Origin of the sequence: Citrobacter sp. Cpo030, assembly GCF_030333005.1 — a bacterium.
In the GTDB taxonomy this organism is placed as follows: Bacteria; Pseudomonadota; Gammaproteobacteria; order Enterobacterales; family Enterobacteriaceae; genus Citrobacter; species Citrobacter portucalensis.
Window position 1 is genome coordinate 46,986 of sequence record NZ_JAOWGT010000072.1, and the last position, 13,643, is coordinate 60,628.

The 13,643-nt window shown below is 47.4% G+C and carries 10 protein-coding genes, 1 tRNA gene and 2 other RNA genes; 6 read left to right on the plus strand and 7 right to left on the minus strand.

The genetic code is table 11. The features are described 5' to 3' along the window. Positions 1–143: 143 nt before the first annotated feature. The 5 genes from OGY37_RS17505 to OGY37_RS17525 form a co-directional block, all read right to left on the minus strand. A non-coding RNA gene (locus tag OGY37_RS17505) (RtT sRNA) lies at positions 144–274 on the minus strand. 44 nt (positions 275–318) lie between these two features. Then, positions 319–449: non-coding RNA, RtT sRNA (locus tag OGY37_RS17510), on the minus strand. A 44-nt stretch (positions 450–493) separates the two neighbouring features. After that, positions 494–578 (minus strand) — tRNA-Tyr (locus tag OGY37_RS17515). Between the two features lie 156 nt (positions 579–734). Beyond that, complete coding sequence (purU, locus tag OGY37_RS17520; protein WP_003020737.1) at positions 735–1,577, minus strand: formyltetrahydrofolate deformylase; 843 nt, start codon at positions 1,575–1,577, stop codon at positions 735–737. A 55-nt stretch (positions 1,578–1,632) separates the two neighbouring features. Beyond that, a complete protein-coding gene (locus OGY37_RS17525) occupies positions 1,633–2,088 on the minus strand; it encodes a YchJ family protein (protein WP_008784957.1) in 456 nt (151 codons plus the stop codon). A gap of 111 nt (positions 2,089–2,199) precedes the next feature. Between OGY37_RS17525 and rssA the strand changes: the two genes are divergently transcribed. The 3 genes from rssA (at position 2,200) to galU (ending at position 5,328) form a co-directional block, all read left to right on the plus strand. Next, positions 2,200–3,111 (plus strand): patatin-like phospholipase RssA, encoded by a 912-nt coding sequence (rssA, locus tag OGY37_RS17530; RefSeq protein WP_003833384.1) that lies wholly within the window; start codon positions 2,200–2,202, stop codon positions 3,109–3,111. A gap of 90 nt (positions 3,112–3,201) precedes the next feature. Continuing rightward, positions 3,202–4,215, plus strand: a complete 1,014-nt coding sequence (gene rssB, locus OGY37_RS17535; protein ID WP_003833382.1) for a two-component system response regulator RssB — start codon at positions 3,202–3,204, stop codon at positions 4,213–4,215. Between the two features lie 204 nt (positions 4,216–4,419). Further along, positions 4,420–5,328: a UTP--glucose-1-phosphate uridylyltransferase GalU gene (gene galU / locus OGY37_RS17540; RefSeq protein WP_003020727.1), complete on the plus strand. Its 909-nt coding sequence runs from the start codon at positions 4,420–4,422 to the stop codon at positions 5,326–5,328. Between the two features lie 136 nt (positions 5,329–5,464). Here galU and hns read toward each other — a convergent pair whose 3' ends face one another. Then, entirely contained in the window at positions 5,465–5,878 is a 414-nt protein-coding gene (gene hns / locus OGY37_RS17545; RefSeq protein WP_003020723.1) for a histone-like nucleoid-structuring protein H-NS, read from the minus strand. 610 nt (positions 5,879–6,488) lie between these two features. On the opposite strand from hns, the gene tdk reads away from it, so the two are divergent. Beyond that, complete coding sequence (gene tdk, locus OGY37_RS17550; RefSeq protein ID WP_008784954.1) at positions 6,489–7,106, plus strand: thymidine kinase; 618 nt, start codon at positions 6,489–6,491, stop codon at positions 7,104–7,106. Positions 7,107–7,348: 242 nt separating this feature from the next. On the opposite strand, the gene adhE is transcribed toward tdk, so the two are convergent. Continuing rightward, a complete protein-coding gene (gene adhE / locus OGY37_RS17555; RefSeq protein WP_003833375.1) occupies positions 7,349–10,027 on the minus strand; it encodes a bifunctional acetaldehyde-CoA/alcohol dehydrogenase in 2,679 nt (892 codons plus the stop codon). Between the two features lie 487 nt (positions 10,028–10,514). Between adhE and ychE the strand changes: the two genes are divergently transcribed. Together ychE and oppA are read left to right on the plus strand one after the other, a co-directional pair. Further along, complete coding sequence (gene ychE / locus OGY37_RS17560) at positions 10,515–11,162, plus strand: NAAT family transporter YchE (RefSeq protein WP_286621370.1); 648 nt, start codon at positions 10,515–10,517, stop codon at positions 11,160–11,162. 771 nt (positions 11,163–11,933) lie between these two features. Then, complete coding sequence (oppA, locus tag OGY37_RS17565) at positions 11,934–13,565, plus strand: oligopeptide ABC transporter substrate-binding protein OppA (RefSeq protein WP_003020712.1); 1,632 nt, start codon at positions 11,934–11,936, stop codon at positions 13,563–13,565. Positions 13,566–13,643: the final 78 nt, after the last annotated feature.

Genomic DNA, 13,643 nt, shown 5'->3' on the forward strand with positions numbered 1-13,643 from the left:
ACGTATCGAGTTTGTAGGCCTGATAAGCGCAGCGCAGCAGACAAATAGCGGGCACGTGTCGAGTTCGTAGGCCTGATAAGCATAGCGCATCAGGCAAATAAAGGGCATTGCAGAGGAATTGAGTGTGTTGCTTTATGAAGTGATGGTGGTGGGGGAAGGATTACTCAGCGCAGTGCGCTTCGCCCTTCGGGTCGTTGCCTGCGGCAACGCTTTCTCGCTACGCTCGAATCGAACCTTAGTCGAAGCTTCTCATCCTTCCCGCATGGGCAGAATATGGGGCATTAGAGATTGATTTGCTGTTGGTGCTTTATGAAGTGATGGTGGTGGGGGAAGGATTACTCAGCGCAGTGCGCTTCGCCCTTCGGGTCGTTGCCTGCGGCAACGCTTTCTCGCTACGCTCGAATCGAACCTTAGTCGAAGCTTCTCATCCTTCCCGCATGGGCAGAATATGGGACATTAGAGATTGATTTGCTGTTGGTGCTTTATGAAGTGATGGTGGTGGGGGAAGGATTCGAACCTTCGAAGTCGATGACGGCAGATTTACAGTCTGCTCCCTTTGGCCGCTCGGGAACCCCACCACGGGGTAATGCTAATTACTGGCCTGCTTCCGTTGGAAGCGGGGCGCATCATATCAAATGATGCGCCCCTGTAAAGCATTCCGTTGATAAAAAAGAACTGGTTGCCTGATTTTTACACGTAAAGATGTAAAGGTAACCAATTAACTTATCAATCGATTACAGAATAATCGTTCGGTTACCGTAAACAAAGACGCGTTGAGCCAGAACCTGATACAGCGCACGGCTTAATACATTTTTTTCAACGTCGCGACCCGCGCGCATCATATCTTCGGCAGTGTAGGTGTGATCAACATGGATCACGTCCTGCATAATGATTGGGCCTTCATCGAGGTTATCATTCACGTAGTGGGCCGTCGCGCCGATGATCTTCACGCCACGCTCATAAGCTTGATGGTACGGACGAGCACCAATGAATGCTGGCAGGAATGAATGGTGAATATTGATAATTTTATTCGGAAAGCGTGAAACAAATGTCGGGGTCAGAACGCGCATGTATTTAGCCAGCACGACATAGTCCGGCTGGTGGGCGTCGATAGCATCAGCCATTTTCTGATCATGTTCGTCACGTGTTAAACCTTCATGGCTCACCAGCTCAAACGGAATATCAAACCGTTCAACCAGAGGACGCAAGGTCTCGTGATTGCCGATCACCGCGGCGATTTCAACATCCAGCCCGCCATAATTGGCCTTCATTAATAAATCGCCCAGGCAATGCGCTTCCTTGGTGACCAAAATGACGATGCGGCGTCGGCCTGCTGGGGTTAATTCACGAATCGAACCTTCAGGTAAGGCGCTGTCCAGATCGGCAAGCAGCGTGACGTCGTTAAAAATGCCCTCCAGTTCGGTGCGCATAAAAAAGCGTCCGGTACGGTGGTCCACAAACTCATTGTTCTGCACGATGTTCAGTTCATGCTTGTAACAGATATTCGTAATGCGCGCGATCAGACCTTTTTGGTCCGGGCAAATAGTACGCAGCACTTTTCGTTGTAATGAATGCATTTGCAGCGGTGATCCTGTTGAGAATGTTTGCAAAATTGATACTGTCGGGCGTTGATTAGCCGCAGCACTTTTTAAATTTTTTACCTGAGCCACAAGGGCAGGTATCGTTTCGTCCAATTTGAGGGCGTGTACCATCTATATAGTACCACTGACCGTTTTCTTTTAAAAAACGAGAGCGCTCGATAATTGCACCTGTTTTACCTTGTTCAGAAAACCGTGCGACAAAACTGACATAGCCGATATTTTCTGTGTCTGCCGTCTCTTGTTCAAAAACGGTCAGTCCAAGCCATTCGGTATGAGTAAATCCTGCGATAATGTCGTCGCGAAACTCGGCCGCATGACAATCCGGATGCCAGGTCCTGATAAGGTAATCTGCGTCTTTCATCACAAAAGCACAGTAACGAGAACGCATGAGGTGTGACGGCGTAGGTGCTACTTGCGCGCCGGACACATAACGGTAGCAACATAGGCTATACTCGACAGCGCTACCACAGGGACAAAGCTGAGACACAAAGTACTCCCTGGAATATAAAAACGGCGTAAAAACGCCAGAGTGGCACTATGTTAACTGAGCGGTAGCGATGTTGCTACGTCTGCAAGCCAGGGGAAGTTTGTACGTATAATGAGAAAAATAAAAATTGGGCTGGCGCTAGGTTCCGGCGCGGCGCGAGGTTGGTCGCATATTGGCGTTATTAAAGCCCTTAAGCATATGGGTATTGATGTTGATATCGTGGCAGGGTGCTCCATCGGTTCGTTGGTTGGCGCTGCCTACGCCTGCAATAAGCTGCCTGCTCTCGAAAAGTGGGTCTGTTCTTTCAGCTATTGGGATGTTTTGCGGTTGATGGATCTCTCGTGGCGCAGGGGAGGTTTACTGCGCGGTGAACGGGTATTCAATCAGTACCGTAATGTGATGCCGGTAGAAGCAATTGAGCAATGTACTCGCCGTTTCGCAACAGTGGCCACCAATCTGAGTACGGGTCGGGAACTTTGGTTCACCGAAGGTGATTTACATCTGGCTGTCCGGGCCTCCTGCAGTATTCCTGGCCTGATGTCACCTGTGGCGCACAATGGTTACTGGCTGGTCGATGGTGCGGTGGTGAATCCTGTCCCTGTCTCCCTGACTCGCGCGTTGGGGGCCGATATTGTTATTGCGGTCGACCTGCAACACGATGCGCATCTCATGCAACAAGATTTACTCTCCTTCAACGTCAATAGCGATGCCGAATCGGGTGATGATGGTGACGAACTCTCATGGCATGCCCGTCTGAAAGAACGCTTGAGCAACATTACGGCCAGGCGTGCAGTAACTGCGCCCACGGCGATGGAGATTATGACGACGTCTATTCAGGTTCTGGAAAACCGACTGAAACGTAACCGCATGGCCGGTGACCCTCCAGACATTCTGATTCAGCCGTTTTGTCCACAAATATCCACGCTGGATTTTCACCGCGCCAGTGCGGCAATTGCTGCCGGGCAGTTAGCGGTCGAGAAGAAAATGGATGAGCTTCTACCCCTGGTGAAAACCAACGTCTAACGCATTTTTTATCAACACTTAAGCTAATTCTGACAGGCGTGAGTGGCAATAGCATGCCACTATTTATTAAAGCCAGTCAGGGGGGAGAATATGACGCAGCCATTGGTCGGAAAACAGATTCTTATCGTTGAGGATGAGCCGGTATTTCGCTCACTCATGGACTCATGGTTTTCCTCTTTGGGAGCGACAACGGCGGTAGCTGGTGACGGACTTGAAGCACTGGACTTGCTTGGGCATTTTAAACCCGACCTGATGATCTGCGACCTGGCTATGCCAAGAATGAACGGTCTCAAACTGGTTGAGTATTTACGCAATCGTGGCGATCAGACCCCGATACTGGTGATTTCTGCGACGGAAAACATGTCCGACATAGCCAAAGCGCTACGACTCGGTGTGGATGATGTCCTGTTGAAGCCGGTGAAAGACCTTAATCGCTTGCGAGAAACCGTCTTTGCCTGTCTTTATCCCAACATGTTTAATTCACGCGTGGAAGAAGAAGAACGGCTGTTTCGCGACTGGGATGCGATGGTGGACGATCCAGCTGCTGCTGCGAAGTTGCTAAAAGAATTACAGCCTCCAGTGTCGCAAGTGCTCTCGCACTGTCGCATTAACTATCGACAATTGGTGGCAGCCGACCAACCGGGGCTGGTGTTGGATATTGCGCCGCTGTCGGATCATGACCTTGCATTCTATTGCCTTGATGTGACGCGGGCAGGGGATAATGGCGTGCTGGCTGCATTATTACTGCGAGCGCTATTTAATGGTTTACTGCAGGAGCAACTGACACAACAAAATCAACGGTTGCCAGAGCTAGGTACGTTATTGAAACAGGTAAATCATTTGTTGCGGCAAGCCAATTTACCAGGGCAGTTTCCCTTGCTGGTAGGGTATTACCACAGCGGATTAAAAAATCTAATTCTGGTATCAGCAGGGCTGAATGCGACATTAAATACCGGTTCCCACCAAGTGCAAATCAGCAATGGCGTTCCGCTGGGTACCTTAGGTAATACGTATCTTAATCAGCTGAGCCAACATTGTGAGTCATGGCAATGCCAGATTTGGGGGGCGGGAGGTCGCCTGCGCTTGATGTTGTCTGCGGAATGAACAATTGAGAGGCGTGCAAATGAAATTGGTTCACCCTCCCCATGTTGTGAGTGCTACTATCAGCGCCAGATTTATTCGTATTTATCTTAATTATACCGACGCGCGTCCTTTTCATACCAGAAGCTTGTCGCTGTACTGATATACTCGGATGCGATACAGAATGATGAACACGTTCAATACATGAACAGTCCAGGAGAGTTTTAAATGGCTGCCCTTAATTCAAAAGTCAAAAAAGCCGTTATCCCAGTTGCGGGATTAGGAACCAGGATGTTACCGGCTACGAAAGCAATCCCGAAAGAGATGCTACCGTTGGTTGATAAGCCATTAATTCAGTACGTCGTAAACGAATGTATTGCTGCGGGCATCACTGAAATTGTACTTGTAACTCACTCGTCTAAAAATTCCATTGAAAACCACTTCGACACCAGTTTTGAACTTGAAGCGATGCTGGAAAAACGTGTAAAACGTCAGCTGCTGGAAGAAGTGCAATCTATTTGTCCGCCACATGTGACTATTATGCAGGTGCGTCAGGGGCTGGCTAAAGGTCTGGGCCACGCGGTATTGTGCGCGCACCCTGTGGTTGGCGATGAACCGGTAGCTGTAATCCTGCCGGACGTAATTCTTGACGAATACGAATCTGATTTATCCCGCGACAACCTTGCCGAAATGATTCATCGTTTTGATGAAACAGGTAGCAGCCAGATTATGGTTGAACCGGTAGAAGATGTTACGGCTTATGGCGTTGTGGATTGTAAAGGCGTTGAATTATCCCCGGGCGAAAGCGTCCCGATGGTTGGTGTGGTTGAAAAACCAAAAGCTGATGTTGCGCCTTCTAATCTGGCCGTTGTGGGTCGTTACGTTCTTAGTGCCGATATCTGGCCTCTGCTGGCTAAAACCCCTCCGGGAGCGGGTGATGAAATTCAGCTGACAGATGCTATCGATATGCTGATTGAAAAAGAGACGGTTGAAGCTTATCACATGAAGGGCAAAAGCCACGACTGTGGTAATAAACTGGGCTATATGCAGGCGTTCGTTGAATATGGTATTCGCCATAATACTCTCGGCGCCGAATTTAAAGCCTGGCTGGAAGACGAGATGGGTATTAAGAAGTAACCTTCTGGTATTATCTGGTCAGAACGGCGCTGTATTAACAGCGCCGTTTTTTTATACCTAATCCGGGTAGGTTTGAGCGAAGTACCGGTAAAAAAAATCCCGCCAGTGGCGGGATTTTAAACAAACTATTTCTGAATTATTCCTTGATCAGGAAATCGTCCAGTTGTTTACCTTGTTCTTCCATAGCTTTTTTGATCACTGCCGGTGTACGACCCTGGCCAGTCCAGGTTTTAGTTTCACCGTTTTCGTCAACATAGCTATATTTAGCCGGACGTGCAGCGCGCTTAGCTTTGGTGCCAGATTTAACAGCAGCCATGCTATTCAGCAATTCGTTCGGATCAATGCCGTCAGCGATCAGCATTTCACGATATTGTTGCAGTTTACGAGTACGTTCTTCAACTTCAGCAGCAGCAGCGCTTTCTTCTTCGCGACGCTCGCTAACTACAACTTCTAATTTTTCCAGCATTTCTTCAAGCGTTTCCAGAGTGCATTCTCTTGCCTGCGCACGAAGAGTACGGATGTTGTTCAGAATTTTAAGTGCTTCGCTCATTGTAGTAATCTCAAACTTATATTGGGGTGGTTTGTTGAGCTAATAATAGAGCGATAAATTCAGTTGTGCAATAGCCAGGAATGTAAGGAATTCAAAATTGCGCTTTATTTAGTATCAGAATTAATTCTCCTGTCTTAAATTCCCCATGATGTTGGGCATAAAAAAGGCTTATTGGCGAGGGGGCTTCTCAGCGGCTGAGAGTAAAAATTCAAGATTCAGGTCACATTTTATGGTGTACAAATAGTATCTCTTTGCAGTGATTTCAACCTTTTGTATTAGTTTTGCTTACGTGAATTCGCTAATACATGGCGACAGTAGGTAGATTCAATAACAATATGGGAAGGGGTTCTTTATTGCCGTATGATGATAAGTGACATTGATAAATTTCATGAGCACTATTTGTGAAAGAGTGTGTATATACGCGTCCGAGCTCAGGCTGTTTGGTCGATGGTTGTATGCTCTCTCACTACCCGTTACTTAAATTCAGGTGGCACTGTGCGAGCTTGCCCGCTCATTTATACGCCTTTGCGGCCAACGCTACACCGACATGTTCGTGAAATATGATACAATCCAGCCCATATTTATTTCCCCGGGTGAGGGCCTTCGGTCAATGGCACAACTATATTTTTACTATTCTGCAATGAACGCAGGTAAGTCGACTGCATTGTTGCAATCTTCGTACAATTATCAGGAACGTGGGATGCGTGCCGTTGTATATACAGCGGAAATTGATGACCGTTTTGGTGCTGGAAAAGTAAGTTCACGTATAGGTCTGTCGTCACCTGCAAAATTGTTTAACCAAAATTCATCATTGTTCGAAGAGATTCGCGCCGAGAATGCGCAGCAAAGAATTCACTGTGTACTGGTCGATGAGTCTCAGTTTCTGACCCGACAACAGGTTTATGAATTATCTGAAGTTGTCGATCAACTGGATATTCCTGTTTTGTGTTACGGCTTACGCACTGATTTTCGTGGTGAGTTATTTGGTGGCAGCGAATACCTGCTTGCGTGGTCAGATAAACTGGTTGAATTAAAGACCATTTGTTTCTGTGGCCGTAAGGCCAGCATGGTATTACGCCTTGATCAGGCTGGAAGACCTTATAACGAGGGCGAGCAGGTGGTTATCGGCGGGAATGAACGCTATGTGTCGGTATGTCGTAAACACTACAAACAAGCGCAGTCTGAGGGCTCTCTGACGGCGATACAAGAACGACACAGCCACGATTAACCCTGTACGCTTCTGAGCGCTTATAAACACAGGGTAGGCCGGAATCTTCGTCAATGTTCTCTACCCTGTCAGACTCTCTTCTGACGGCTAGTCTCACATCTTCCTGAATACATCTCTTACACTGCCATTCTATTCACATGGTTAAATTGTGTATTCCCCGATTTTCATAACACAAGACGAAAAAAAACGGCCCCAATTCAATTGGGACCGTTTATGATGAAACTAAAACTTATCTGAGCAAATTAAGCGGATTTCTTCGCTTTCTTTTCTGCTTTCGGTGCAGCTACTGCTTCAGTCTTAGCGGCGGTCTGACCTTCGCTATACTCACGACCGTAGTAGGTATCCAGCAGGATCTGTTTCAGTTCAGAAATCAGCGGGTAACGTGGGTTAGCACCAGTACACTGGTCGTCAAACGCATCTTCAGACAGTTTGTCCACGTGTGCCAGGAAGTCAGCTTCCTGAACGCCAGCTTCACGGATAGACTTAGGAATACCCAATTCAGCTTTGATTTCTTCCAGCCAGCCCAGCAGTTTCTGGATTTTCGCGGCAGTACGGTCGCCCGGTGCGCTCAGACCCAGATGGTCTGCGATTTCAGCGTAGCGACGGCGTGCCTGCGGACGGTCGTACTGGCTGAATGCAGTCTGTTTAGTCGGGTTGTCGTTCGCGTTATAACGAATAACGTTGCTGATCAGCAGGGCGTTCGCCAGACCGTGAGGAATGTGGAACTGAGAACCCAGTTTGTGCGCCATTGAGTGACATACACCCAGGAAGGCGTTAGCAAACGCGATACCGGCGATAGTTGCTGCACTGTGTACACGCTCACGCGCTACCGGGTTCTTAGAACCTTCATGGTAAGACGCTGGCAGGTTTTCTTTCAGCAATTTCAGCGCTTGCAGAGCCTGACCGTCAGAGAACTCAGAAGCCAGTACTGAAACGTAAGCTTCCAGAGCGTGAGTGACGGCATCCAGACCACCGAACGCACACAGTGACTTCGGCATATCCATAACCAGGTTGGCGTCAACAATCGCCATATCCGGAGTCAGCGCGTAGTCTGCCAGCGGGTATTTCTGCCCAGTTGCATCGTCGGTAACGACCGCAAACGGAGTCACTTCAGAACCGGTACCGGAAGTGGTGGTAACTGCAATCATCTTCGCTTTTACGCCCATTTTCGGGAACTTGTAGATACGTTTACGGATGTCCATAAAGCGCAGTGCCAGTTCTTCGAAGTGAGTTTCCGGGTGCTCGTACATAACCCACATGATTTTCGCGGCGTCCATCGGGGAACCACCACCCAGTGCGATGATTACGTCTGGTTTGAAGGAGTTAGCCAGCTCAGCACCTTTGCGAACAACGGTCAGAGTCGGGTCAGCTTCAACTTCAAAGAACACTTCGGTTTCAACGCCAGCAGCTTTCAGAACGGAGGTGATCTGGTCTGCATAACCGTTGTTGAACAGGAAGCGGTCGGTCACGATCAGCGCACGTTTGTGACCATCGGTAATCACTTCATCCAGTGCGATTGGCAGAGAGCCACGACGGAAGTAGATAGATTTCGGAAGTTTGTGCCACAACATGTTTTCAGCTCGCTTAGCAACGGTTTTCTTGTTGATCAGGTGCTTAGGACCAACGTTTTCAGAGATGGAGTTACCACCCCAGGAACCACAACCCAGAGTCAGGGAAGGTGCGAGTTTGAAGTTGTACAGGTCACCGATACCACCCTGAGAAGCCGGGGTGTTGATCAGAATACGTGCGGTTTTCATCATCTGACCGAAGTAAGCAACACGCTCTGGCTGGTTGTCCTGGTCAGTGTACAGGCAAGAGGTATGACCGATACCGCCCATCGCAACCAGTTTTTCAGCTTTGATGACTGCGTCTTCGAAGTCCTTCGCACGGTACATTGCCAGCGTCGGAGACAGTTTCTCGTGAGCAAACGGTTCGCTTTCGTCAACAACCTTCACTTCACCGATCAGAATCTTAGTGGTTTCTGGTACGGAGAAGCCTGCCAGTTCAGCAATCTTGTATGCCGGCTGACCAACGATAGCTGCGTTCAGCGCGCCATTTTTCAGGATAACGTCCTGGACTGCTTTCAGCTCTTTGCCCTGCAGCATGTAGCCGCCGTGAGTCGCAAAACGCTCACGTACTGCATCATATACGGAGTCAACCACGACGACAGACTGCTCAGAAGCACAGATTACGCCGTTATCGAAGGTTTTAGACATCAGAACAGATGCAACAGCACGTTTGATATCAGCGGTTTCGTCGATAACAACAGGGGTGTTACCTGCGCCTACGCCGATAGCCGGTTTACCGGAGCTGTATGCCGCTTTAACCATGCCTGGACCACCGGTCGCAAGGATCAGGTTGATGTCCGGGTGATGCATCAGCGCGTTAGACAGTTCAACGGAAGGTTGATCGATCCAGCCGATCAGATCTTTCGGTGCGCCAGCAGCGATAGCTGCTTGCAGAACGATGTCAGCTGCTTTGTTAGTTGCATCTTTTGCGCGCGGATGCGGAGAGAAGATGATGGCGTTACGGGTCTTCAGGCTGATCAGTGATTTGAAGATCGCAGTAGAGGTAGGGTTAGTGGTTGGAACGATACCGCAGATGATACCAATCGGTTCAGCAATGGTAATGGTACCAAAAGTGTCGTCTTCAGACAGCACACCACAGGTTTTTTCATCTTTGTAAGCGTTGTAAATGTATTCAGAAGCGAAGTGGTTTTTAATCACTTTATCTTCGACAATACCCATGCCGGATTCGGCAACGGCCATTTTCGCGAGAGGAATTCGAGCGTCTGCGGCAGCCAGAGCGGCGGCACGGAAGATTTTGTCAACCTGTTCTTGAGTGAAACTGGCATATTCACGCTGGGCTTTTTTTACGCGCTCTACAAGTGCGTTAAGTTCAGCGACATTAGTAACAGCCATGATGCTCTCCTGATAATGTTAAACTTTTTTAGTAAATCATCTGCTCGATACGAGAGTATAGACAGACCGACGAAAATTTGTGTAATGGTTTGAAAATCAAACGGTTAATTAACGTCCACTTTACTTTGATTTACTAAAAGAGCTTATACGCTAGCGCCTGTTAACTCTAACGCGTTACCTCCAGGTGGCGTAAGCAAGATTACTCACTTCTGAGTAGTAATTGCGTGATCTGGATCAAAAATTCGCAAAGCTGACACCTTTCAGCAGGCCCTTTTAGCGTTTCTCGTTAAGTGTTAATAAATTGGCGTGATGAATGCTAATAACATTAGCATATTTAATACATATTAATAACACTGAGTATTGGTAGCGTATTTACATTGATATACGCAGATAGAAGGTGAAGTATGCTGACAAAAGGCGTATCTTCAGCGCGGATTTTATCAATTTTTATGACTCATTTTATCCGGCTAACGCTTCGGAGCTAACCGTGATCCAAACGCTATTTGATTTTCCTGTCTATTTTAAATTTTTCATTGGGTTATTTGCGTTGGTCAACCCGGTAGGGATCATCCCCGTCTTTATCAGTATGACCAGCTATCAAACTGCCGCAGCGCGAAACAAAACCAACCTCACGGCAAACCTTTCTGTCGCAATCATCCTGTGGACTTCGCTGTTTCTTGGTGATGGTATTCTGCAACTCTTCGGCATCTCAATTGACTCGTTCAGGATCGCTGGCGGCATTCTGGTTGTGACTATCGCGATGTCAATGATTAGCGGAAAACTAGGGGAAGATAAACAAAACAAACAGGAAAAATCAGAAACCGCAATTCGTGAAAGTATCGGCGTTGTGCCGTTGGCATTGCCGTTGATGGCGGGGCCGGGGGCGATAAGCTCAACTATTGTTTGGGGTACGCGATATCATAGCACGATTAACCTGTTTGGCTTTTTTGTAGCGATTGCGTTGTTTGCCCTGTGCTGCTGGGGGCTGTTCCGCATGGCACCATGGTTAGTGCGCCTGTTGGGCCAAACCGGTATCAACGTCATTACGCGTATTATGGGGCTGCTGTTAATGGCTTTGGGTATCGAATTTATCGTTACAGGCATCAAATCCATTTTCCCTGGTTTGCTGGCCTGAAACCTCTCTTCTGTGCAAACGGAGTCGTGTCCGGCTCCGTTTCATTTCATTATCAGTAAAACTTCTCACTAAAGTTGAAAATCAGCAGAGCAATAATAAAAAATGCTGATGATTAACTCTCCTGTTAGTCATTGATTCTAAAGATATAACACGTCTCAGTACGCCCGGTGAAGACCGATACTGCTGTTATTTTATTAACATCATACTCTGGGGCTTGCTGAAGGATTATCGAAATGTTATTAGTTATTTCAGCCTTTATTTCAGATGAATGTGCTAATTAATAACCAATTGTTAAATTTATGTGCATTTTGACATGGCGTTGACTTCAGACAGGATGGTTAACACCATAGTCGACATAATGTATTGATTTTTGTGAATTTCCCATAACGAATCTTCATTCGTAAGACTTTTTAAGTGAGATTTATTTCCAATAAAAGAGAATTGGTTAACAAATTTGTAAAATGTATTGGCGGTTAAGAAACGCATTTGATACTTTCCGGCCAGATATTATGCAGAAGAATTCACGTTGATGAGAATCATTTGCAGTTAGTTTCTCTCAACAGGGTAATAGCGTGTTTCCGGCAGGGGAGGCACGTAGAGAATCGACGCAAGGCGGTCATACGAATCGCCAGAATAAATAAAGTCGGTGATAGCAAGCAGTAAAACAATAAACCACCTGACGGCAGAAAATCTCCGGTGCCGTACAGGGATCCTGACAGGATTAACAGTCTGGTTAAAAAACCAGCCATAATAATGAGGGAGTACAACACAATGACTAACATCACTAAAAAAAGTTTAGTAGCTGCGGGGATCTTAACTGCGCTAGTCGCTGGAAATGTTGCCACGGCGGCAGTCGTGCCAGCGGGTGTGCAGCTTGCTGAAAAGCAGACTCTGGTGCGCAATAACGGTTCGGAAGTGCAGTCACTCGATCCCCACAAAATCGAAGGTGTACCTGAATCCAACATTAACCGTGACCTGTTTGAAGGTTTATTAATCAGTGATGTCGATGGCAAACCATCGCCTGGCGTGGCTGAAAAATGGGAGAATAAAGATTTTAAAGTCTGGACATTCCATCTGCGTAAAGATGCAAAGTGGTCTGACGGCACGCCTGTTACCGCGCAAGATTTCGTGTATAGCTGGCAACGTTTGGCTAATCCAAATACTGCATCACCGTATGCCAGTTATTTGCAGTACGGTCATATTGTCAATATTGATGATATTATCGCCGGTAAAAAGCCGATCACCGATCTCGGTGTAAAAGCTCTCGACGATCATACTTTTGAAGTCACCCTCAGCGAACCAGTTCCTTATTTCTACAAACTGCTTGTGCACTCCTCCGTTTCACCGGTTCCTAGAGCTGCTGTTGAAAAATTCGGCGAGAAGTGGACCCAGCCCGCTAACATCGTTACTAACGGTGCGTATAAACTGAAAGACTGGGTTGTCAACGAGCGCATTGTGCTTGAGCGTAATACCAACTATTGGGACAACGCCAAAACGGTTATTAACCAGGTAACCTACCTGCCTATTTCTTCTGAAGTGACTGACGTTAACCGCTATCGCAGCGGTGAAATCGACATGACCTATAACAACATGCCGATTGAGTTATTCCAGAAACTGAAAAAAGAGATCCCGAACGAAGTCCACGTTGACCCGTATCTGTGCACCTATTATTACGAAATTAACAACCAGAAAGCACCGTTCAACGATGTTCGTGTTCGTACCGCCCTGAAGCTGGCGTTGGATCGTGACATTATCGTCAATAAAGTGAAAAACCAGGGTGACCTGCCGGCATATAGCTTTACTCCTCCATACACTGATGGTGCGAAACTGGTTGAGCCAGAGTGGTTCAAGTGGTCTCAGGAAAAACGTAATGAAGAAGCGAAGAAACTGCTGGCTGAGGCCGGATATACCGCTGAGAAACCGCTGACCTTTGATCTGTTGTATAACACCTCAGACCTGCATAAGAAGCTGGCTATTGCCGCGGCATCTATCTGGAAGAAAAATCTGGGTGCTAATGTGAAGCTGGAAAACCAGGAATGGAAAACGTTCCTCGATACGCGCCATCAGGGCAACTATGATGTTTCGCGTGCGGGCTGGTGTGCAGACTATAACGAACCGACGTCCTTCCTGAATATGGTGCTGTCCGACAGCTCCAATAATACCGTCCACTATAAGAGCCCGGCATTTGATAAGCTGATTGCGGATACGCTGAAAGTGACGGATGAAGCGCAGCGCAGCGAACTGTATTCGAAAGCGGAACAGCAGCTGGATAAAGATTCTGCGATTGTACCGGTTTATTACTATGTTAATGCCCGCCTGGTGAAACCATGGGTTGGCGGATACTCCGGTAAAGACCCGATGGATAATATCCACGTTAAAGACTTGTATATTATCAAGCATTAATGGCAAGACGTGGGGCGATCATGTTGCCCCACAGTGTCTTTTTCTTCGAACTATAAATACCTCTTTAGACAAAGAGAG

What these genes read in the sequence shown, in the direction of transcription:
- purU (WP_003020737.1), bottom strand. Translation starts at nt 1,577, where the DNA reads ATGCATTCATTACAACGAAAAGTGCTGCGTACTATTTGCCCGGACCAA.
- rssA (WP_003833384.1), top strand. Translation starts at nt 2,200, where the DNA reads ATGAGAAAAATAAAAATTGGGCTGGCGCTAGGTTCCGGCGCGGCGCGA.
- rssB (WP_003833382.1), top strand. Translation starts at nt 3,202, where the DNA reads ATGACGCAGCCATTGGTCGGAAAACAGATTCTTATCGTTGAGGATGAG.
- galU (WP_003020727.1), top strand. Translation starts at nt 4,420, where the DNA reads ATGGCTGCCCTTAATTCAAAAGTCAAAAAAGCCGTTATCCCAGTTGCG.
- hns (WP_003020723.1), bottom strand. Translation starts at nt 5,878, where the DNA reads ATGAGCGAAGCACTTAAAATTCTGAACAACATCCGTACTCTTCGTGCG.
- tdk (WP_008784954.1), top strand. Translation starts at nt 6,489, where the DNA reads ATGGCACAACTATATTTTTACTATTCTGCAATGAACGCAGGTAAGTCG.
- adhE (WP_003833375.1), bottom strand. Translation starts at nt 10,027, where the DNA reads ATGGCTGTTACTAATGTCGCTGAACTTAACGCACTTGTAGAGCGCGTA.
- oppA (WP_003020712.1), top strand. Translation starts at nt 11,934, where the DNA reads ATGACTAACATCACTAAAAAAAGTTTAGTAGCTGCGGGGATCTTAACT.